The following is a 20,604-nucleotide window of genomic DNA, read 5'->3' as shown; positions in this document are numbered from 1 at the left end:
GTCGCTACGCCGGCTCGGCCTCGAGCACGAGCGCGCGCACCTGCGACGCGGCACCGAGCGCCACGGCGTCCGACCCGAGGGTCGACTGCGCCAGCCGGATCGTCGCACCGCTCACCGGGGGCTCGGCCGCGATCGCCGCGGTGATGGCCGGTTCGAGCAGGTCCCACGACCGCGCGATGCCGCCGCCGATCACGATCGTCGTGACGTCGAGGATCCCCGCGGTGAGCAGGGCGGCGCGCGCCAGGCCCCACCCCGCGGCCTGGAAGACGGCAGCGGCGTCCGTGTCACCGGCACGTGCGGCGACGGCGACGTCACGCGCCGACAGCCGCCGGCCGGATCGTTCGGCGTACCGGTCGGCGATGCCACGCGCGCCCGCGATCGTCTCGAGGTGTCCGATCTGTCCGCAGGTGCACAGCGCGTCACCGAAGCCCGGCACGTGGCCGATCTCACCGGCGGCGCCGCGCGGCCCCGCGAACAGCCGTCCGCCGAGCACGAACGCACCGCCGACCCCGGTGCCGAGGGTCATCCCGAGCACGTCGGACTCCCCCGCGACGGCACCCGTGGCGATCTCGCCGAGCAGGAACGCGTTCACGTCGTTGTCGAGCGTCGCCGGCACGCCGAGGGCGTCGTTGACCGCGCGGGTCACGCCGTAACCGGCCCAGCCGGTGAACGAGTTGCCCGTCACCAGGACGGTGCCCGTGGCCGCGTCGACCACGCCGGCCGCGCCCACCCCGACACCCGTCAAGGAGGCCCGGTGCCGGACGAGCAGGCCCGTCACCGCCCCGACGGCGGCCGTCACGATCGCCGCCCCACCCGCGTGGGCGGGCGTCGGTAGGTCGACGCGGTCGATGACCTCGAGGTCGGGGGTCGTCAGGACGACCTTGGTGTTCGTGCCACCGACGTCGACGCCGGCGATCACCCGGGTCACGCGGTCACCGCCGCGAGCGAGGCGAGACGCGCCGTCCGACGCTGCCGTTGCAGGACGGGGTCGGGCACGGGTACGGCGGCGAGCAGGCGCCTGGTGTAGTCGGTGGTGGGGTGGAGCAGGGTCGTCCCGGTGGTGCCCTGCTCCTCGACGACGCCCTGGCGCATCACCACGACGCGTTCGGCGAAGTGTTGCACGACGGCCAGGTCGTGCGAGACGAACAGGCACGCGAACCCCAGGTCGTCCTGCAGTTCACCGAGGACCTCGAGCACGGTCTCCTGCACGCTGACGTCGAGCGCCGAGGTCGGTTCGTCGGCGACGAGCAACCGCGGCTCGAGCACCAGGGCGCGGGCGAGCGAGACCCGCTGGCGCTGGCCACCCGAGAGCTCGCGGGGTGCACGCGAGGCGAGCGACCGCGGCAACCGGACGGCGTCGAGCACCTCGTCGATCCGCCGACGACGGTCCGCCGACGACATCCCACGGCGGTGCACGGCGAGCGGTTCGGCGATGCACTCCGCCACGGACATCCGGGCGTCGAGCGAAGCCACCGGGTCCTGCAGCACGACGCCGATGCCGGCGCGGAGTGCACGGCGGTCACGACCTCGGGCGCTGCGCAGGTCCTGCCCGAACAGCGACACCGTGCCGGACGTCGGCGTGATGAGCCCGAGCGCCACCCGGGCCGCGGTGGACTTGCCGGAGCCGGACTCGCCGACCAGGCCGACCGTCTCGCCCGCGTGCACGGCGATGTCGATCCCCTGCAACGCGTGGACGGCGCGCGCCCCGCGCCCGAACGTCACCGTGACGTCCCGCAGGTCGACCACCGGGGCCGCTCCGGGCCTCCCGGCCGCCGCGTCAGCGGACCCCGTGTCGACCGGAGCGGCGGGACGGTCGCCCGCCACGTCGAGCCGCGGCACCGCGGCGAGCAGCCGCTTCGTGTACTCGTGCTCCGGACGGAGCAGGACGTCCTCGACGCTGCCGGTCTCGACGATCTCGCCCTGCAGCATGACCGCGACGCGGTCTGCGAAGTCCGCGACGACGCCCATGTTGTGCGTCACGAGCAGCACGCCTGTGCCGGTGTCGACGGCGAGCTTGCGGAGCAGTTCGAGGATCTCGGCCTGCACGGTCACGTCGAGGGCGGTCGTCGGCTCGTCCGCGATGAGCAGCTTCGGCGAGTTCGCGATCGCCATCGCGATCACCACGCGCTGGCGTTGCCCACCCGACAGCTGGAACGGGAACGACCGCGTGCGCGACTCGGGGTCGGGGATGCCGACGCGGCGGAGCAGGTCGACGGCCTCGGCCGCGGCCTGCGCAGCGGTGACCGTTCGGTGGTTCCGGATCACCTCGGCGATCTGCGCGCCGACCCGGGTGAGCGGGTCGAGGGCCGTCGCGGGCTCCTGGAAGACCATCGACACCGTCGAGCCCCGCAGGGCACGGAGCGACGGTTCGGGAGCACCGACGACCTCGTGACCGGCGACGAGCGCGCTGCCCGTCGCCGTCGCGTTGCCGGAGAGCAGCCCCATCGCGGCGAGCGCCACCGTGGACTTGCCGGAGCCGGACTCGCCGACCAGGGCGAGCGTCTCGCCCGGCGCGACCGTCAGGGACACGCCCCGAACGGCCGACACGGTACCGGACTCGGTGCTGAACGAGACGCCGAGGTCGGTCGTCCGCAGGATCGGTTCGGTGGTCATCAGCGGCCCCTCACGTCGAAGGCGTCCCGGAGTCCGTCGCCCACGGCGTTGAACGCGCAGACGATCAGGATCACGGCCAGACCCGGGGGCACGATGAGCCACCAGCGTCCGGAGTACGCGGCGGTGAGTCCCGCCGAGAGCATGCCGCCCCAGTCCGTCGCGGGCGGCTGCACGCCGAGCCCGAGGTACGAGACGTAGGCGACGAGCAGGATCGCGTCGGCCACCTGGAACGTGGCGGCGACGACGATCGTGGACACCGAGTTCGGCAGCAGGTGCTTGCCGATCGCGCGGGCGTGCGAGCCGCCGATCGCGCGCAGGGTGAGCACGTAGTCGCGGTTCTTCAGCGTCAGGGTCTCGGCGCGGATCAGGCGGGACGGCACCAGCCACGACACCAGCCCGAGGATCAGGATGAGCCCGGCGACGCCGGGGGTCGTGATGGCCGAGATGACGAGCAGGATGAACAGCGCCGGGATCGCGATGCCCGCGTCGACGACGCGCATCATCAGCGCGTCGACCCAGCCGCCGACGTAGCCCGCGACGGAACCCCACAGGGTACCGACGACCGTGGCCAGGACCCCGGCGGCGATGCCGACCATGAGCGAGACCTTGCCGCCGTACATCAGCCGGCCGAGCACGTCGTGGCCGACGGCGTCGGTGCCGAGCCAGTGCGCCGCGCTCGGACCCTGGTTCGCCTGCTCGAGCAGGGTGTGGGTCTGGTCGGTCGGGTACAGGAACGGCCCGACGAAGCAGAACAGGACGATGACGACGATCACGGCCAGGCCGATCACGGCGAGCGTGTTGCCGCGGAACCGGCGGGCGGCGAGCCGGAACCCGGTGGCCGCGACGGTGACGGGAGCGCCCGGTGCTTCGGGTGCCAGTTGTACGGCGCTCATGCGCGGCTCGCCTTCACTCGCGGATCGATGAGGGACTGCGCGACGTCGGCGAGCAGGGTGCCGATGACGGTCGCGATGGAGATGACGAGGACGCAGCCGAGCAGCGTCGGGTAGTCCGACGACTGCGCCGCGTTCCAGAACAGGAGCCCCATGCCGGGGTAGTTGAACAGCTGCTCCGTGACCAGGGCGCCGCCGAACAGCACGGGCAGGTAGTAGCCGAGCATCGCGACGACGGGCGTCAGCGAGTTCCGGAACACGTGCCGGCGCAGGATCGTCATCGTCGAGGCACCACCGGCGCGGGCGGTGCGGACGTAGTCCTCCTGCAGGTTCTCGAGGGTCGAGGCCCGCATGTACCGGCTGAACACGGCGATCATCGCGAGCGCTCCGGTGACGACGGGCAGGACGAGCCCGGCGGGGTCCTGGAACACCTCGGCGAGCGTGGTGCCGCTCGGCGCCTGCGACGGCAGCCACGGCAGCTGCTGGCTGAACACGATGATCAGGATGAGGCCGAGGAAGAAGGCCGGCGTCGAGTAGAAGACGAAGGCCAGCGCGGTGGCGGCGTAGTCGACCGCGCCGTTGCGGCGGGCGGCCTGGAGCATGCCGACCGGGATCGCGATGACGAGGCCGAGGACGGCGGAGATGCCGGTGAGGACGAGGGTCTTCGGCAGGCGTTCGGCGATGAGCTGCGACACCGGTTCGTTGAGCGTGTACGAGGTGCCGAGGTCACCGGTGAGCAGACGACCGAGGAACCGCAGGTACTGCACCGGCAGCGCCTGGTCGAGTCCCTGCGCCTGGTTGAACGCGGTGATCTGCGCGGGCGTCGCGGAGACGCCGAGGACACCGCGGGCGGGTCCGCCGGGCAGCGCGTGCAGCAGGCAGAACACCACGATCGTGACGATGAGGATCACCGCGAGCGCCTGCAGGACGCGCCTGGTGAGGTAGAGAGCTGTGGTCATGCGGCTTCCGTCGTCTGGGTTGTTGCGTCGGAGCGGACGGGAGGCGCGGTGCGCGTCGGGCGCACACCGCGCCTTCCGTCCGTGGTCACGGTCCTACTTGTTCCACTTCCACTGGGCCGGGTGGAAGTTGGCGAGCGAGTCCTGGTCGAACCCGGACAGGCCCTTCTTGACGACCGAGATCTGGTAGTCGGGGCTCGGCAGCCAGATCACCGGCAGGTCCTTCGCGACCGCGGCGCTGTAGTCCTGCACGGCGGTGGCGTCGGTCGAGGTGGTGGTCGCATCGATGAGGTCGTCGACCTGCTTGTTCGAGTAGCTGCCGAAGTTCGCCGAACCACCGGTCGAGAAGAGCGACTCACCGGTCGGGTAGGCCGGGAAGTACCAGCTGCCCGCGGTACCGAAGAACGACAGGTCCCAGTCGCAGCTGGCCTCGTCGCTCGTGCACGTCGGGGTCTGCGAGAGCACGCTCGACACCGGCGCGGTCTTGATGGTGAAGCCGATGCCGGTCTTCGCGAGCGAGGACTGGATCGCGCTCATCATGTTGTCGGTCACGGTCGAACCGGACTGCGACAGCACACCCATGGTGAACTTCGTGCCGTTCTTCACGCCCTCACCGCACTGGCTGTCGGACGTGCCCGGGTCGGTGCAGACCATCGTGCCGCCCTGCTCCTCCCAGCCGTGGCTGGTCAGCAGGTCCTTGGCCTTCGACGTGCTGAACGGGTACGGGTTGTCCTTCTGCACGTCGGAGACGTAGTCGGACTCCTGCGCCTGCGGGATCGGGCCGTAGGTCGAGGTGGCGGTGCCGTTGAAGACGACCTTCGACAGGGACTTCTGGTCGATCGACATCTGCACGGCCTGGCGGGCGTACAGCTGCTTGAAGACGGCGCCCATGTCCGGGTTGTTGAAGTTGTACGGCATGTAGGTGATGGCCCAGCCGGTCCACGGCTCGACCTCGTAGCCCTTCGCCGTGAACGAGGACTCCTGGTCCATGTCCGTGGCGTTGATGTAGCCGTAGTCGACCTCGCCGGAGCGGACCGCGTTCACCTCGGCGTCGGCCGTCGTGAACGGCAGCAGGTTGACGGTCGTGATCGAGGGCTTCTCGCCGCCGTCGTACTTCGTGTTCGCGGTGAGGGTGACCTTGCCGGCGGTGGTGAACGCCTTCACGCCGTAGGGACCGGAGATGGTCTTCCACAGGTCGTCGGTGGCGTAGTCGGAGATCTTGCCGGCCGCGGTGTTCAGGTACTTCCAGACCTGCTTCGCGCCGGCGGTGGTCTCGTCGGCGTCGGTGACCTTGGCGCTCGCGCTCGTCTTGTCCCAGGCGTGCTGCGGCAGCGGGATGATGTGGCTCAGCTGGTTGGCGAGCATCCAGTCCGAGTTGTACGCCTTGTCGAACGTGATCGTGAAGTGGGTGTCGTCGACGGTCTTGAACGAGGTCCAGTTGTCCGGCGCCTTGCCCTTCGAGTACGAGCCCCACTGGTCCTTGTTCGCCTTGATCAGGTTGAACCAGAACTCGACGTCGCGGCTCGTGATCGCCTCGCCGTCGGACCAGTGCCGGTCACCGAGGGTGATCTCGACGCTCTTGCCGTCGTCGGCGAACTCCGCGTCCGTGGCGACGGACCCGTCCTTGTTCCACGCGATCTTGCCGGTGGAGCCGTCGTACGCGACGAGCGGCTCGTACAGCGACTGCGCGATGGAACCGTTGTTCGTGTTGAGGTGCGCGGCGGTGCCGATCGGCAGGATCCAGTTGGGCGTGAAGTTCGCAGGAAGGGCGTAGTTGATCTCGTCCGGATTCGCGTTCGAGGTGGCGGAACCGCCCCCGGAACATCCGGCGAGCAGGGCGCTCACGGCGATCGCTGCTCCGGTGAGGAGCGCCCAGCGGCGGGGCTTGGTCATGTGTGTCTCCTGGTGCGTGGGAGTTCTGGGGAGGTGGAGCACGCGTGCCGAGCGGCACGGACACAGTCAATGGCCAAAGCCGTTGGAAAAACAAACATCTTCGTGTAAAAACTGCGTTTCTGCCGTTTGGACGAAAGGGTGAACGGGCCGTTCCGCCGGTTAGGCTCCGGGTGTTCGGTCGGTTCGACCGTCGTTTCCCCCGGATTGGAGAAAGTCGTGACGGACCTCTCTGCTCGCGTCCTCGAACTCGTCGCCTCGGGTCAGGCCGCGAGTCGCACCGAGATCGCCACACTGCTCGGCGCCGCTCCGTCGACGGTGTCGCACGTCGTCACCCAGCTGCTGTCGCACGGGCTGCTCGCAGAAGAGGGCACCGACGTCTCGACCGGCGGGCGTCCCCGCAAGGTCCTCCGCATCGGCGGCGTCGACGAGTACGCGGTCGCCGCCGACGTCGGCGGCGGGCACGCGCGGGTCGGGATCGTGCTGCCGGGAGGCGCGCTCGAGTCGGTCGCGAACGTCCCGTTCGCACTCTCCGACGGTCCGACCGCCGGCCTGCAGCGACTGGCCGGCCTGCTCGAGCGGCTCGCCGACGACCGTGGCCGCGCCGGTCTACGCGGGGTCGGGCTCAGCCTGCCCGGTCCCGTCGACGTCGAGGCCGGTGTCGTCGACCTGCCGAGCCGGATGCCGGGCTGGAACGGGTTCCCGGTGGCCGCCTGGCTGTCCGACCGCTTCGGCCTGCCGGCGATCGTCGACAACGACGCGAACTGCATGGCCGCCGGCGAGCAGAGCGTGCAGCCTCCGGGACGCCGGCAGACCATCACGATCAAGGCCGGATCGGCGATCGGCGCGGGCATCGTCATCGACGGCCGCCTGTACCGCGGGTCCACGGGTTCGGCCGGGGACATCACCCACGTGCGGATCGACGCCGCCGGTGACACCCCCTGCTCGTGCGGGAACACCGGGTGCCTCGAGACCGTCGCGTCCGGAGCTGCCCTGGTGCGGATCCTGTCGGGCGCCGGGGTCGACGTCTCCTCGACCGCCGACGTCGTCCGACTCGCCTCGGACGCCCACCCCGAGGCCACCCGTGCCGTGCGCCTGGCCGGTCGGTACCTCGGCGAGGTGCTCGCGGCCAACGTGAACTTCTTCAACCCGGACGCCGTCTACCTGGGCGGCATCCTCTCCACCCTCGACCCGTTCATCGCGGCCGTGCGCAGTCAGCTCTACGAGAGCTGCCACCCGCTCATGACGCAGCACCTGGCCATCGAGCCGGTGTCGCTCGGTGCCGATGCCGGGCTCGTCGGTGCCGGGCAGTTCGCACTGCAGCGGGGCCTCGCCGCGTCGCTCGAGGAGCTGTCCACCCCCATCCCGCAGTCCACCACCAGGAACAGGAGCGTCCGTGTCTGAGACCGTGCCCGCCACCCCCGCCGTCCCCGCCGTCCCCGCCGGTGCCCGTCGTCCGGTCGTCGCCATCGCCGGACTGGCCATCGAGACGTCGACCTTCACCCCCACCCGCACCCACGCACCGGCGTTCCACCCAGACCGTGGCGACGAGGTCGTGGCGCGGTACCCGTTCCTGTCCGCGATGTCGGACGCGGCGGACTTCCGCGGGGCGCTCATCGGGCACGCGCTGCCCGGCGGCATCGTGGACCGGGCGTCCTACGAGGAGCTCGCGGCCGAGATCGTCACGCGACTGCGCGCGATCGTCGACGCCGAGCACGTGGACGGCCTCTGGTACGACATCCACGGCGCGATGGTCGTCGAGGGCCTCGACGACGCCGAGGCGGACCTGCTCGGCCGGATCCGTGCGGTGATCGGCCCGGACGTCATCGTGTCGGCGTCGATGGACCTGCACGGCAACGTCACGCGCGAGCTCGCCCACCAGGTCGACCTCGTCACCTGCTACCGGATGGCCCCGCACGAGGACGCCATGGAGACCAAGGAACGTGCCGTCCGGAACCTGGTCGACGTGCTCACCGCGCGTCCTGCCGGAGCGCAGCGCCCCGTGAAGGCCTGGATCCCGATCCCCGTCCTGCTGCCCGGCGAGCAGACCTCGACCCGCCTCGAACCCGCCGCCTCGCTGTACGCCCAGGTGCCGCTCGTCGAGCAGACCGACGGCGTGCTCGACGCCGCGATCTGGGTCGGCTACGCCTGGGCGGACCAGCCCCGCGACCAGGCCGTCACCGTCGTCACCGGGTGGGACGAGGCCGCCGTCGCCGCCGGGGCCGAGCGCCTCGCCCGTGCCTTCTGGGACGTCCGCGAGGACTTCGTCTTCGTCGCACCCACCGGCACGTTCGACGAGTGCCTGGCCGCCGCGCTCGCGCCCGGCGCCGCACACCCCTACTTCGTGTCCGACTCCGGCGACAACCCCACCGCGGGCGGCTCCGGCGACATGACCTGGGGTCTGACACAGGTGCTCGCGAACCCGGCCTTCGCGAGCGCCGACGGCCCCACCCTGATCTACGCGAGCGTCCCCGGCGCCGCCGCCGTGGCGACCGCGGTCGAGGCCGGTGTGGGTGCGACCGTCACGGTGACCGCCGGTGCGTCGGTCGATGCCGTGCACGCCGGACCGATCACCATGACCGGGCGGGTCCACGCGGTCAAGCACGGCGACCGCGACGCCGAGACCGAGGTCGTGCTGCAGGTCGGCAGCGTCTTCGCGATCCTGACGAAGCTGCGCAAGCCGTACCACCACGAGCACGACTTCACCGACCTCGACCTCGCACCACGGCAGGCCGACGTCGTCGTGGTGAAGATCGGGTACCTCGAGCCGGAGCTGTTCGACATGGCCGCCGACTGGATGCTCGCGCTCACCCCGGGTGGTGTCGACCAGGACCTGCTCCGCCTCGGGCACCACAGGATCGAGCGGCCGATGTTCCCCTACGATCGAGTGTTCCCCGAGGCCCCGGACCTGACCGCCAGGATCATCCCGGCCTCGGACCAGCCACTCGGAGCCTCTGCATGACCCCTTCGCCCGTTGCACTCGAGATCGCGGTCACCTCGCCGCAGGGTGCGGTCGTCGCACGGGACGGCGGGGCCGACCGGGTCGAGCTCTGCGTCGGGCTCGAGCTCGGCGGGCTGACCCCGTCGCAGGCCCTGGTCGAGACGACCCACGAGACCGGGATCCCGGCGCACGCGCTGGTCCGGTGCCGCCCCGGCGGGTTCGTGCACACCCCCGACGAGGTCGAGCTCATGGTGCGCGAGGTCCGGACGGTCCTGCGCTCCGGTGCCGCCGGTGTCGTCGTCGGTGCGCTGCGCCCGGACGGGACCCTCGACGATGACGCCCTGCGCCGCTTCGTCGACGCCGCCCGCTCGGTCAGCACGACCGCCGAGATCACCCTGCACCGGGCGATCGACCACGCGGTGGACCCCGTCGCCGCAGCAGCCACGCTCGCCGCCCTCGGGTTCACCCGCGTGCTGACCTCCGGCGGCGCCCCCACCGCGGGAGCCGGCGCTGCCACGATCGCCCGGATGGTCGACGCCGCCGGGCCCGTGCAGGTCATGGCCGGTGCCGGTGTCACCCCGGCCGACATCCGGGCGTTGGTCGCGACGGGCGCCGCCGCCGTGCACCTGTCGGCCAAGCGTGCCGCGCCGGACAGCGCCCACGCCGGGGTCCCGATGGGCGGCGCCGACGACGGTTCCGCGCACTTCGTGACCGACGCCGAGGTCGTCGCGGCCGCGCGACGCGCCCTCGACGCCTGACACTGGTCTCAGAACAACTGCGCCAGCTCGCAGCGCGCCTCCGGTCCGATCACGACAGGTCGCGGGAGGACGTCGGCATCCTGAGGATCGGCCGATCGGCCTGCTCGATCGCGACGGCGATCGTGTAAGCCCGCTGCGCCGTCACCTCACCGAACGCGACGAGTTCCTCGAGGACAGCACGCGTGTCTCGAGTGACGATGCCCATGCGCCCGGCCACTCTGAGCGACCCGCCGTCCTCACTCATCCAGACGCTTCCCGCGAACTCCGCGCGGGTCCGGAGCAGGTGGAGCGTCTGGCTCTCACCGAGGTGTTCGAGGGGCTTCTCGTCGCTACCGCCGAAGCGGCCCGTGCGCACCGCTTCGATCTGCAGCTGATCGACTACATCGCGGAACTCGATCGCCGGACCGAACCAGTCGTGGAGGTCCAGCCGGGCGAGGTTCGGAACATGGGCTGTGGAACGCTCGATCTCGAACGCAACGGCTTCCACAACCCTCCCTGCACCGTGGAGGCTGGCACGCAAGAGGTCGAGTTCGTCGACGGCAGCGAAGTTGCAGATCAGCGAGTTGTCCGGAAACCAGTGGAGCGCCACGATCAGTTCTCGGTCATGCCGGCTTCTGGGACCGGTGTCGATCCGTCGTCCAGCGCGAAGAACTCCTCGGCATCCTGCGGTGCCCACCCAAGGAGCGTCGCGACGGGCTTCACCGTCGTGTCACCGTCGCGGTAGGCATCGAGGGCAGCGTTGACGAGCAGCCAACTCGGACGTGGCTCCCCCGCAGCGTGCGACAGGTCGACGTACTCGGCCGCTTTCCCGAGCTGCATGTAGATCGAGCGAGCGCGCAGGCCGATCAGACCTGCTCGGTCGGTCTCGCCGATGTGCTTCTCGTTGAAGAGCCGCCATGCCATCGACTCGGGCGAGAGCTGGAAGTGCCCGACCAGCTCCGGGAACGCCGCTGCCGTCGAGCGCCCGCCGATCGCCGCGCTGAGTTCGTCCGCGGGGGCGAGGAATGCCGCGGCGAAGCTGTTCGCGCGCCGCTCGACGTTCGAGCGCGCCGTCCCCATTCGTTCCTGGAGCATGCCCTGACGAGCATCACCGAAGGCGATGTGCGCGAGTTCGTGCGCGAGCGTGAACCGCTGACGCAGGGGCCGGTCGGTGGTCGCGAGGAGGATCACCCGGCAGTGCGCGTCCTCGTACGAGAGACCGTCGATCCCCTCCGGCAGGTCGGTGACGACGACCATCACGCCGAAGACGCGTTCGATGGCCGAGATGAGATCGTGCGTCGACAGGCCGCCGAGCGGTCGACCGATCTCCGTGACGAAGCGACGCGCGAGCTCAGCCGCCTCGACCGTGTACCAGCTCGACCGTTGGGCGAGCTGCGGGAGCTCAGGCAGGACCAACGGGCGGTCGACCGCTGCGAGGCCACGAACGCCAGTGGCGAGGAGTTCGACCGTCCTCGCCCCCGCTTCGTCATCGACACCAGCGAGCCGGGCGCGCTGGGCGAACACCGGTCGGAACGGCTCACGTCCAGTGATCAGCCAATCGACGCTGCGACGGCCCACGTCGGCGATCCTGGCCAGTTCAAGGGAGGAGAACCGTCGCCGACCCGAGAGCGACTTCGAGAGTTTGCTCGCGTCGATGCCGATGGAGGCTGCGAAGTCCGCTCGCCCGAGGTCGACCGATGTGATGACGGCTTCGACACGTTGTTCCAGGGATCCGGCCATGTCGCCAGCGTACTTGCGATTATCGCAAACGGCAACACATCACATGCCGCGCTTGCCAGCGTGACCGAGCAACGGACGGGAGGCACGGTGCCAGCTGGCACCGTGCCTCCCGTCCGCCGTCAGCGCGTCAGCGCTGTCAGCCCTTGACCGGGATCGACTGCGCCTTGAGCGCCGCCACCGTCTTGGACTGCCCGGACTCGAGTGCCTCGAGCAGCGTGCCGTCACCGGACGCCGCCGAGCCGAAACCGTCGGAGACGTCCGAGTAGGTCTGCGTCATCGTCGGACCCCAGGTGAAGGGCTGGATGTCCTTCGCTGCGGTCGCGAACTCCTCGTAGATCTTCTGGTTGCCGTAGAACGGGAGTCCCTCGGTCAGCGCGGGGAGCTCGGCGCCGGTGGAGGACGCCGGGTAGAGGTTGGCCTCCTTGTTCAGTGCGGACAGCGCCTCGGTCGAGGTGTTCAGCCAGACCAGGAACTTCGACGCCTCGGCGGGGTGCTCGCTGCCGGCGAAGACGACGTTCGACGAACCGCCCCAGGCGGCCGACTTCGACTCGCCCTCGCTCCACTGCGGCATCGGCGCGACGGCCCACTTGCCGGAGGTCGACGGCGCACCGCTCGAGATGGTGTTCGCACCCCAGACGGCGGAGACCCAGGTCCAGTCCTGGCCGCTGTCGTACGCGGCGTTCCACTGGTCGGTGAAGCTCGGCAGGGTGTTGACGAGCTTCTTGTCGATCAGGTCCTGCCAGTAGTCGGCGACCTTCTTCGACTTCGCGTCGGTCAGGTCGACCTTCCACGAGTCACCCGAGTTCGCGAACCACTGGCCGCCGGCCTGTGACACGAGCCCGGCGAACTGGTTGACGTCACCCTTGGCGAAGTTCGTGATGTTGCCGCCGAGCGCCTTGATCTTGACGGCGTCCTCGGCGTACTCCTCCCACGTCTTCGGGGCGTCGAGCCCGGCCTTCTCGAACAGGTCCTTGCGGTAGTACAGCGCCATCGGACCGGAGTCCTGCGGCACGGCGTAGACGGACTTCGACTCGCCGAAGGTGACCTGGTTCCAGAGGCCGTCGGAGAAGTCCTTCTTCGCCGCCGAGATGCCGGAGCACGCACCGATGTCCTCGAGGCCGCCCTGCACCCGGAAGGCCGGCAGGGTGTCGTACTCGACCTGGCCGATGTCGGGCGCCTGCTTCGCCTTGAGCTGGTTGAAGAAGTTCTGGTACGTCCCGCTGTTGCCGTTCGCGACGATCGAGGTCTTCACCTGGATGTCCGGGTTCGCCTTGTTCCAGATGGCGACGACCTTGTCCATGTTCGGCACCCAGGTCGTGAAGTCGAGCGTGACCTTGCCGCTCGAGGGCTTGCAGCTCGCGGCTGCAGTGTCGGAGGAACCGCCGCCGCTGCCGCTGCCGCCGGCGCTGCAACCGGCGAGGGCGACGGTCGCGGCGACCGCCAGGGCGGCGACGCTGAGGAACTTCGTTGTCTTCATGCTGTTTCCGTTCGGGATGTGGTGTGGGGAGGGCTGGTGTGCGGAGGGAGTGCTGGTCGGGTGGCTACTTCAGACCGCCGGACCCGAGGCCGGAGCGCCAGAAGCGCTGCAGGCTCAGGAACGCGATGAGCAGCGGGATGATCGAGACGAAGGACCCGATGAGCACGAGGGTGCGCAGGTCGGGGTACTGGTTCACGCTCGAGTTCCACGTGTAGAGGCCGAGCGTGACGGGGAACAGCGACGAGTCGCGGAGCATCACGAGCGGCAGGAAGAAGTTGTTCCAGACGGCGACGAACTGGAACAGGAAGATCGTCACGAGCGCCGGCGACATGAGCCGGACGGCGACGGTGAAGAACGTGCGGACCTCGCCGGAGCCGTCGATGCGCGCGGCCTCGATGATCTCGTCGGGCACGCTCGACGCCGCGAACAACCGCGACAGGTAGACGCCGAACGGGCTGACGATGCTCGGCAGGAACACCGACCAGAACGTGTCGGTCAGGTCGACCTGGCTGAAGATGAGGAACAGCGGCAGGGCGAGCGCCGTGGCCGGCACGAGGACGCCGCCGAGGAACGTGTTGAACAGTGCCTCACGACCGCGGAACCGGTACTTGGCCAGGGCGTACCCACACATCGCCGACAGCACGGTGCCGAGCAGCCCGGCGACACCGGCGTAGGCGATGCTGTTGAGCAGCCAGCGCAGGTAGATGCCGTCCTGCCGCGTGAACAGCTCAGCGAGGTTCGCGAAGAAGTCCTGCACCGAGGTCGCGCTGAACCACAGCGAGAACGTGGTGTTGAAGTTCGCTGCCGTCTTGGTCGACGAGACCAGCAGCCAGAAGATCGGCAGCAGGAAGTACAGGGTGAAGACACCCATCACGATCATCGCGGCGCTGCGCGAGATGACGCTCTCCCGCGGCCCGCGTGCACCGTGCTGGTGCGGACGGGAGGCTCGGTTCGGCTCGAGCGGTCGGCCCGCGTCGCGCACGGTGTCGCCCGGGGTGGGTGCGTGGACGGTCACTGGGCGGCCTTCCGCTGGGTCAGTCGGAGGAACCCGATCGACAGGATGAACGTGGCGAGGGCGAGGACGACCGAGAACGCAGCCGCCAGGTTGAAGTTCGGCACCGACGAGGTCGAGTAGACGAGCATGTTGGGCGTGAACGTCGACGAGATCGTCGAGGTGAACTGCCGGAAGACGGTCGGCTCGGTCAGCAGCTGCAGCGTCCCGATCACCGAGAACACCGCGGTCAGCACGATCGCCGGCACGACCAGGGGGATCTTGATCGACAGCGCGATCCGGAGCTGCGAGGCCCCGTCGAGCTTGGCGGCCTCGTAGATCTCGGCCGGGATCGCCAACAGCGACGAGTAGATGATGAGCATGTTGTAGCCGACGAAGACCCAGGTCACGACGTTCGCGACGGCCCAGAGCACGGTGCCGGACCCCAGGAAGTCGACCTTCGAGGTCACGGCGGAGAACGGCGACAGGTCCGGGGCGTAGAGGTAGCCCCACATGATCGCGGCGATGACACCGGGGACCGCGTACGGCGCGAAGAAGGCCAGGCGGAAGAACCGCTTGCCACGCAGCAGCGGGGAGTCGAGCAGCAGCGCGAACAGGAGCGCGAGCCCGAGCATCACGGGGACCTGCACGACACCGAACAGCAGCACGCGGAGCACCGAGTCCCAGAACGCGCTGTTCTGGAACACGAGCGCGTACTGGCTCAGCCCGCCGAACACCTGTGTCGGGGCGCCGAACGTGCCCTGGCGCTCGATCTTCTGCAGCGACTGCCACACGGCGTACAGGATCGGGACGAGGTAGAACGCGGTGAACAGCAGGGCGAACGGGACCACGAAGATCGCGATCGCCAGGCGGTAGCGGGAGCCCCCGCCCCGACGACGGACGGCGCGGGGCCGCTGGGTGGTGGTGGTCATGATCGGTTCCTGTCGGTGCGGATGATCTGGGTGCTGCCGGCGTCGAGGACGGTGACGCCGTCGACGGGTCGGTCGGTGACGAGCTCGTGGCCCGTGACGGTGTGCAAGGCAGGCTGGTCGGAGTGGTTGAGCAGGAACACCCACTCGTGCTGGTCGTCGCGGCGCCGGACGACCTCGACACCCGGTGCGGTCGCGGGATCCGGGGAGACGCCGGCCTCGGCGAGCACGCGGCGGAGCAGGTCGCGCAGCGCGTCGGCCTCGAGCACGGTGGACGTGTACCAGGCGGATCCGGCGCCGTGGTCGTTGCGGGTGACCGCGGCGGAGCCGGCGAGCGGGCCCTCGGCGTACTCGACGACGCTCGTGGCGCCGCGCAGCGCGACGGGCTCCGACCACACGGTGCCGGTGGTGCCGTCGGACAGCGCGATCGCCTGGTCCGCGGCGAGCGGCAGGAACTCGTCGACCCGGAGGCCGAGCAGGTCGCGGAAGGCGCCGGGGTAGCCGCCGGTGCGGACCCGGTCGCGTTCATCGACGATCCCGCTGAAGAAGGTGACGACCGCGTGGCCACCGGCGGCGACGTGGTCGGCGATCACGGCGGCGTGCTCGTCGCGCACCAGGTAGAGCTCGGGGACGACGACCGCGGCGTAGCCGTCGAGCGGGGCGCCCGGCGCGACGACGTCGACCGTGACCCCGAGGTCCCGGAGCGCGGCGTGGAACGCGTGCACCTGCTGCAGGTACCGGAGCGCAGTGGTGGGGTGGGCCTCCAGGTCGGCGGCCCACTGGTTCTCCCAGCTGAAGACGAGCGCGACCTCGGCGACGACCCGGGATCCGCGCAGTTCGCCGAGCCGCTCGACGAGCGACCCGAGGGCGACGACGTCGCGCCAGGTGCGCGAATCGGTGCCGGCGTGCGGCAGCAGTGCGGAGTGGAACTTCTCGGAGCCCTGCACCGACGCGCGCCACTGGAAGAAGCAGACGCCGTCCGCGCCCCGGGCGATGTGCGCGACGGTGTCCTGCAGCATCTGGCCCGGTGCCTTCGCGACGTTGTGCGGCTGCCAGTTCACGGCGCCGGTCGAGTGCTCCATCAGCAGCCACGGGGCTCCGCCGGCGAGTCCGCGGGTGGTGTCCGCGGCGAAGGCGAGTTCGGCGTGCGGGCGGGGCAGGCGGTGGTCGAGGTAGTGGTCGTTCGCGATGACGTCCATGTCGGCCGTCCACGACCAGTAGTCGAGCGCGGTGATGTGCGCGGCGACCATGAAGTTCGTGGTGACGGGCTTGTCGCTCAGTTCACGGAGCACGGCGGCCTCGGCACGGTGGTGGCCGAGGAGTTCGTCGGACGAGAACCGGTCGAAGTCGATGGTCTGCGCGGGGTTCGTGGACGACAGCGTCGCGCGGGGCGGCAGCACCTGCTCCCACGCCGAGTACCGCTGGCTCCAGAACGAGGTGCCCCACGCGGCGTTCAGTTCGTCGACGGTGCCGTAGCGGGCACGGAGCCAGCCACGGAACGCCTCGGCCGAGACGTCGCAGAAGCAGTGCGCGTTGTGGCAGCCGAGCTCGTTCGACACGTGCCAGAGCTTCACCGCGGGGTGGTCGCCGTAGCGCTCCGCCGTGGCGCGGACCAGGGCGAGGGCGAACTCGCGGTACACCGGGGAGCTCGGGCAGAACGCCTGCCGCCCGCCGGGCCAGCGCGTGGTGCCGTCCGCCACGACGGGCAGGACCTCGGGGTGCAGCGTGGTGAGCCACGGCGGGGTCGAGGCGGTGCCGGTGCCGAGGTCGACGCCGATGCCCGCGCCGTGCAGCAGCTCGATGACGGTGTCGAGCGCGGTGAAGTCGTACTCGCCCTGACGCGGCTCGACGTGCGACCAGCCGAAGACGTTGATCGCGACCAGGTTCACCCCGGCCTCGCGCATCAGCCGGACGTCCTCGACCCAGACCGCAGGGTCCCACTGCTCGGGGTTGTAGTCGCACCCGAAGGCGAGCCCGGTCGAGCCGAGCCCGAGCGCCCCGGTGGCGGGCGTCGGCAGGGTGGTCGTGGTCACGTCAGGGTCCTCGCTGATCGGGGCGACCGCTGCCGCTCCGGTCGTTGACGACCCCTTCGACGGCGAAGGTCACCCAGGTTCTGGGAGCGCTCCCAGTCCAGCCGGATCGAACGGGTCCGGATCGTTCTGGGAGCGCTCCCAGAGTGAACACCAGAAGCGGACCGCTGTCAACAAGACGCGTGCTGGAGCCCGTCGTGGGGCGGATATGGTTGCCGCATGTCCGAGGTCCGAACCGCACGCCAGCGCGCCACGATCCAGGACGTCGCCGACGAATCAGGACTCTCCCGGGGTACCGTCTCACGGGTCCTGAACGACGAACCGTACGTGTCGCCCGAAGCCCGCGAAGCCGTGCAGGCAGCCGTCCGGCGCGTCGGCTACGTGCGCAGCGCGGCGGCCCGGAGCCTGGTCACCCGACGCTCCGGAGCGATCGCCCTGATCGTGCACGAGCCGTCGGTCCAGGTGCTCGACGACCCGAACATCGGCAACATCCTGATCGGCACCAACACGGTGTTGTCGCAGGCCGACCAGCAGCTCGTCACGATCATGGTCGACTCGGCCCGCGACAACGAGCGCGTCGTCGAGTACCTGCGCGGCGGGTTCGTCGACGGTGCCATCGTGCTGTCCGCCCGCGACGGCGACCCGATCACCCGGGCGATCGAGGAGATCGGCATGCCGGCGTGCTTCGTCGGCCACCCGTCCGACGCCGCGAACATCTCGTACATCGGCATCGACAACCGCGCGGCCGCCGAGCAGATCACCCGGCGCCTGGTCGCCACCGGCCGGAAGCGGATCGGCATGCTCGCGTCCGGGCTCGACCGCGACTCAGGGCAGGACCGACTGGCCGGCTTCACCGCGGCCCTCGGCGACCGCTTCGACCCCGAGCTGGTGGCCCGGAACCCCCTGTTCAGCTACACCGCAGGCGCCGACGGCATGCGTGAGCTCCTCGACCGGGCCCCCGACCTCGACGGGGTGTTCGCCGCCTCGGACGCCGTGGCCGCTGGCGCGATGGACGTCCTGCAGCGCAGCGGCCGGTCCGTGCCGGGCGACGTCGGCGTCGTCGGCTTCGACGACAGCGCCTGGGCACTGCGTTGCGACCCGCCGCTGTCGACGGTCCGGCAACCCGCGCACACCCTCGGCGAGAGCGCGGCGCAGCAGGTGCTCGCGCAGATCGCCGGTGCCGACGAGGGCCCGCACGGACTCATCCTGCCGACCGAGGTGGTCTGGCGCGGCTCCGCCTGAGCACCACCCTCCGACCGTCGGCTCGGTAGCATGGCCCGGTCCCCGTCACCGTCGACCGGTCCAGCCCGCGAAGGAGCCCCGATGCCCCCGACCCCTCCCCGGATCGGCCTCGTCGGCGCCGGCGGCATCGCCCACGCGCACATGCCCGGCCTGCTCCGGCTCGGCCCGGTCGTCGTGTACGCGCAGGACGGTGCGCAAGATCTGGCCGCCGCGTTCGCCGCGGCAGCCGCCGCCGCGGGGTCGTCGATCACCGTCGTCGACTCGCTCGACGACCTGTTCGCGGCCGTCGACGTCGTGGACGTGGTGACGCCGACCTTCGCCCACGCCGAGGTCGTGCGGGCCGCACTCGCCGCCGGCAAGGACGTCGTGTCGGAGAAGCCCCTCGCCCGGACCGACGCCGACGCTGCGGACCTGGTGGCCCGTGCGCGGGACGCCGGCCGACAGCTCTTCCCGGCCCACGTGGTGCGATTCTTCCCCGCGTACGTGCGCCTGCACGACGCCGTCACCACGGGCCTCCTGGGCGACCTGGCCGTCCTGCGGTTCGTGCGCTCCGGGGCGTTCCCGATCCGCACCGCGTGGTTCGCCGACCGGGCACTGTCCGGCGGCATCGTGATGGACCAGATGATCCACGACCTCGACATCGCGCGGTGGGTCGCCGGGCCGGTCAGCACGGTGTCGGCGGTCGGAGTCCGTGCCGGCACCGAGGCCGAGCCGGTGGAGGCAGCACACGTCCTGCTCACGCACGAGTCCGGGGCGATCAGCCACGTCGCCGGGATCTGGGGACCGCAGCACCTCGCGTTCTCGACCGAGTACTCGGTGACGGGCACGCGCGGCAGCCTGGCGCACCGGTCGCTCGACGAACAGGACTACGTCGCCGACCTCGCGGTGCCCGACGCCGCGGACGGCTTCCTGCCCGAGGTCGACCCCGCCGACGACCCGTACGGGCTCGAGCTGGCCGAGTTCCTCGGGGCGTTCGCCGGCGGTGCCGCTCCGCGGGTGACGGCGGCGGACGGCGCCGAGGCGGTCCGGATCGCGAACGCGGCACTCGAGTCGATGGACACCGGGCAGCCGGTGTCCCTGACGACGGAGGCGCGCGCGTGACCGCTCTGAAGATCGCCGTGATGTCGTTCGCCCACACCCACGCGATCGGCTACCTCACCGCCCTCGCCGCGATGCCCGGGGTCGAGGTCCGCGGTGCCGATCCGGGCGGCGTCAGCACGGGCGAGACGGTCGTCGAGCTCCGCGGCCGCGACCTGGCCGACGAGCTCGGGGTCGACTACGCGGACACCTACGACGAGCTACTCGCCTGGGGCCCGGACGCCGTCGTCGTCACGAGCGAGAACGCCCGGCACCGCGAACTCGTCGAGGCCGCGGCCGCCGCCGGTGCGCACGTCCTGTGCGAGAAGCCGCTCGCGACCACGTGGGAGGACGGCCTCGCGATCCGCGACGCCGTCGAGGCGGCGGGCGTCATGCTCATGGTGGCGTTCCCGGTGCGGTTCACCTCGGCGTTCGACAAGCTCCGCGCGGCGCACGACTCCGGAGCACTCGGGCAGCTGTTCTCGGTCCGCGGCGCGAACAACGGCATGCTCCCCCTGACCCGGTCGTGGTTCACCGAGCCGGAGCTGTCCGGCGGCGGCGCGATCGTCGACCACGTCGTGCACATCGCGGACCTGCTCGAGGGCCTGATGGGGTCGGCACCCGTCACCGTGACCGCGGTGGCGAACCGCACACTGCACGCGGCCCGGGCGCAGGCGGAGACCGCCGGACTCGTCACGATCACGTACGCGAACGGCGTCGTCGCCGCGATCGACTGCTCGTGGAGCAAGCCGGACACCTCGGCGGTGTGGGGTGGACTGACGCTCGACGTCGCCGGGACGGGCGGCACGGTGTCGCTCGACTTCTTCGGGGCGGCTGCTCGCGGGATCGTCGCGGAGACCGGGCTGCCGATCGAGTCCCGTTACGGCGCCGACCCCGATGCCGCGATGCTCCGGACGTTCGTCGACGCCGTCCGGGCGGGCGTGCAGCCGCAGCCGGACGTGCACGTCGGGCTGCGGACCCTGTCGATCGTGCTCGCGGCGCAGGAGTCGGTGGTGTCGGGCCGCACCGTGCCGGTACCCGCCGAGTAGCGACACGACACGCGGGAATGGCCCGCGACCGGCACTGCTTGA

The 20,604-nt window shown here is 70.7% G+C and carries 17 protein-coding genes; 6 read left to right on the top strand and 11 right to left on the bottom strand.

The genetic code is table 11. From position 1 onward, the window contains the following. Positions 1–4: 4 nt before the first annotated feature. The 5 genes from EDF23_RS14635 to EDF23_RS14615 all read right to left on the bottom strand — a co-directional run bounded on the left by EDF23_RS14635 (position 5) and on the right by EDF23_RS14615 (position 6,352). A complete protein-coding gene (locus tag EDF23_RS14635) occupies positions 5–928 on the bottom strand; it encodes an ROK family protein (protein WP_207895507.1) in 924 nt (307 codons plus the stop codon). Beyond that, positions 925–2,613 carry an ABC transporter ATP-binding protein gene (locus EDF23_RS14630; RefSeq protein ID WP_131922052.1) on the bottom strand — a complete coding sequence of 563 codons (1,689 nt, stop codon included), beginning with the start codon at positions 2,611–2,613 and terminating at the stop codon, positions 925–927. The genes EDF23_RS14635 and EDF23_RS14630 overlap by 4 nt, the downstream gene beginning before the upstream one ends. Further along, on the bottom strand, positions 2,613–3,506 hold the full coding sequence (locus EDF23_RS14625; RefSeq protein ID WP_111085912.1) for an ABC transporter permease: 894 nt from the start codon (positions 3,504–3,506) through the stop codon (positions 2,613–2,615). Before EDF23_RS14625 ends, EDF23_RS14630 begins: the two co-directional genes overlap by 1 nt. After that, on the bottom strand, positions 3,503–4,462 hold the full coding sequence (locus EDF23_RS14620; protein ID WP_123294582.1) for an ABC transporter permease: 960 nt from the start codon (positions 4,460–4,462) through the stop codon (positions 3,503–3,505). The genes EDF23_RS14625 and EDF23_RS14620 overlap by 4 nt, the downstream gene beginning before the upstream one ends. 93 nt (positions 4,463–4,555) lie before the next feature. Then, positions 4,556–6,352, bottom strand: coding sequence for a peptide ABC transporter substrate-binding protein (locus EDF23_RS14615; RefSeq protein WP_131881022.1), 1,797 nt, complete (start codon positions 6,350–6,352; stop codon positions 4,556–4,558). A gap of 216 nt (positions 6,353–6,568) precedes the next feature. Here EDF23_RS14615 and EDF23_RS14610 point away from each other — a divergent pair, with 216 nt between their 5' ends. The 3 genes from EDF23_RS14610 to EDF23_RS14600 are packed head-to-tail and all read left to right on the top strand — an operon-like array spanning position 6,569 to position 10,048. Then, positions 6,569–7,753, top strand: coding sequence for an ROK family protein (locus EDF23_RS14610; protein WP_111085915.1), 1,185 nt, complete (start codon positions 6,569–6,571; stop codon positions 7,751–7,753). Continuing rightward, positions 7,746–9,311, top strand: a complete 1,566-nt coding sequence (locus tag EDF23_RS14605) for a M81 family metallopeptidase (RefSeq protein ID WP_207895506.1) — start codon at positions 7,746–7,748, stop codon at positions 9,309–9,311. The genes EDF23_RS14610 and EDF23_RS14605 overlap by 8 nt, the downstream gene beginning before the upstream one ends. Continuing rightward, positions 9,308–10,048: a copper homeostasis protein CutC gene (locus tag EDF23_RS14600; protein WP_131881018.1), complete on the top strand. Its 741-nt coding sequence runs from the start codon at positions 9,308–9,310 to the stop codon at positions 10,046–10,048. The genes EDF23_RS14605 and EDF23_RS14600 overlap by 4 nt, the downstream gene beginning before the upstream one ends. Before the next feature lie 49 nt (positions 10,049–10,097). Here the strand turns inward: EDF23_RS14600 and EDF23_RS14595 are convergent, their stop codons facing one another. From EDF23_RS14595 to EDF23_RS14570, 6 genes are all read right to left on the bottom strand, one after another. Then, positions 10,098–10,637 (bottom strand): hypothetical protein, encoded by a 540-nt coding sequence (locus tag EDF23_RS14595; RefSeq protein WP_131922051.1) that lies wholly within the window; start codon positions 10,635–10,637, stop codon positions 10,098–10,100. Positions 10,638–10,639: 2 nt separating this feature from the next. Beyond that, positions 10,640–11,767: an XRE family transcriptional regulator gene (locus EDF23_RS14590; RefSeq protein ID WP_131881014.1), complete on the bottom strand. Its 1,128-nt coding sequence runs from the start codon at positions 11,765–11,767 to the stop codon at positions 10,640–10,642. Between the two features lie 136 nt (positions 11,768–11,903). Then, a complete protein-coding gene (locus EDF23_RS14585; protein WP_131844876.1) occupies positions 11,904–13,244 on the bottom strand; it encodes an extracellular solute-binding protein in 1,341 nt (446 codons plus the stop codon). A gap of 64 nt (positions 13,245–13,308) precedes the next feature. Next, complete coding sequence (locus EDF23_RS14580; protein WP_243648935.1) at positions 13,309–14,259, bottom strand: carbohydrate ABC transporter permease; 951 nt, start codon at positions 14,257–14,259, stop codon at positions 13,309–13,311. Further along, entirely contained in the window at positions 14,256–15,167 is a 912-nt protein-coding gene (locus EDF23_RS14575) for a sugar ABC transporter permease (protein ID WP_123294575.1), read from the bottom strand. The genes EDF23_RS14580 and EDF23_RS14575 overlap by 4 nt, the downstream gene beginning before the upstream one ends. Further along, entirely contained in the window at positions 15,164–17,197 is a 2,034-nt protein-coding gene (locus EDF23_RS14570) for a beta-galactosidase (protein WP_131922050.1), read from the bottom strand. Before EDF23_RS14570 ends, EDF23_RS14575 begins: the two co-directional genes overlap by 4 nt. 216 nt (positions 17,198–17,413) lie before the next feature. Between EDF23_RS14570 and EDF23_RS14565 the strand changes: the two genes are divergently transcribed. The 3 genes from EDF23_RS14565 to EDF23_RS14555 all read left to right on the top strand — a co-directional run bounded on the left by EDF23_RS14565 (position 17,414) and on the right by EDF23_RS14555 (position 20,562). Next, positions 17,414–18,436: a LacI family DNA-binding transcriptional regulator gene (locus tag EDF23_RS14565; protein ID WP_131881010.1), complete on the top strand. Its 1,023-nt coding sequence runs from the start codon at positions 17,414–17,416 to the stop codon at positions 18,434–18,436. A gap of 81 nt (positions 18,437–18,517) precedes the next feature. Next, positions 18,518–19,537: a Gfo/Idh/MocA family oxidoreductase gene (locus tag EDF23_RS14560; protein WP_131922049.1), complete on the top strand. Its 1,020-nt coding sequence runs from the start codon at positions 18,518–18,520 to the stop codon at positions 19,535–19,537. Then, positions 19,534–20,562: a Gfo/Idh/MocA family oxidoreductase gene (locus EDF23_RS14555; protein WP_243648934.1), complete on the top strand. Its 1,029-nt coding sequence runs from the start codon at positions 19,534–19,536 to the stop codon at positions 20,560–20,562. The genes EDF23_RS14560 and EDF23_RS14555 overlap by 4 nt, the downstream gene beginning before the upstream one ends. The last annotated feature ends 42 nt before the right edge of the window (positions 20,563–20,604 follow it).

The sequence above is a fragment of the Curtobacterium sp. PhB128 genome (assembly GCF_004340725.1).
GTDB lineage: Bacteria > Actinomycetota > Actinomycetes > Actinomycetales > Microbacteriaceae > Curtobacterium.
Note: the sequence above shows the minus strand (reverse complement) of the source record. Positions and strands in the feature narration are given on the sequence as shown.

Excerpts from the sequence above, each read along its gene's own strand:
- EDF23_RS14630 (WP_131922052.1), bottom strand. The coding sequence starts at position 2,613 with ATGACCACCGAACCGATCCTGCGGACGACCGACCTCGGCGTCTCGTTC.
- EDF23_RS14625 (WP_111085912.1), bottom strand. The coding sequence starts at position 3,506 with ATGAGCGCCGTACAACTGGCACCCGAAGCACCGGGCGCTCCCGTCACC.
- EDF23_RS14620 (WP_123294582.1), bottom strand. The coding sequence starts at position 4,462 with ATGACCACAGCTCTCTACCTCACCAGGCGCGTCCTGCAGGCGCTCGCG.
- EDF23_RS14615 (WP_131881022.1), bottom strand. The coding sequence starts at position 6,352 with ATGACCAAGCCCCGCCGCTGGGCGCTCCTCACCGGAGCAGCGATCGCC.
- EDF23_RS14600 (WP_131881018.1), top strand. The coding sequence starts at position 9,308 with ATGACCCCTTCGCCCGTTGCACTCGAGATCGCGGTCACCTCGCCGCAG.
- EDF23_RS14590 (WP_131881014.1), bottom strand. The coding sequence starts at position 11,767 with ATGGCCGGATCCCTGGAACAACGTGTCGAAGCCGTCATCACATCGGTC.
- EDF23_RS14585 (WP_131844876.1), bottom strand. The coding sequence starts at position 13,244 with ATGAAGACAACGAAGTTCCTCAGCGTCGCCGCCCTGGCGGTCGCCGCG.
- EDF23_RS14575 (WP_123294575.1), bottom strand. The coding sequence starts at position 15,167 with ATGACCACCACCACCCAGCGGCCCCGCGCCGTCCGTCGTCGGGGCGGG.
- EDF23_RS14565 (WP_131881010.1), top strand. The coding sequence starts at position 17,414 with ATGTCCGAGGTCCGAACCGCACGCCAGCGCGCCACGATCCAGGACGTC.
- EDF23_RS14560 (WP_131922049.1), top strand. The coding sequence starts at position 18,518 with ATGCCCCCGACCCCTCCCCGGATCGGCCTCGTCGGCGCCGGCGGCATC.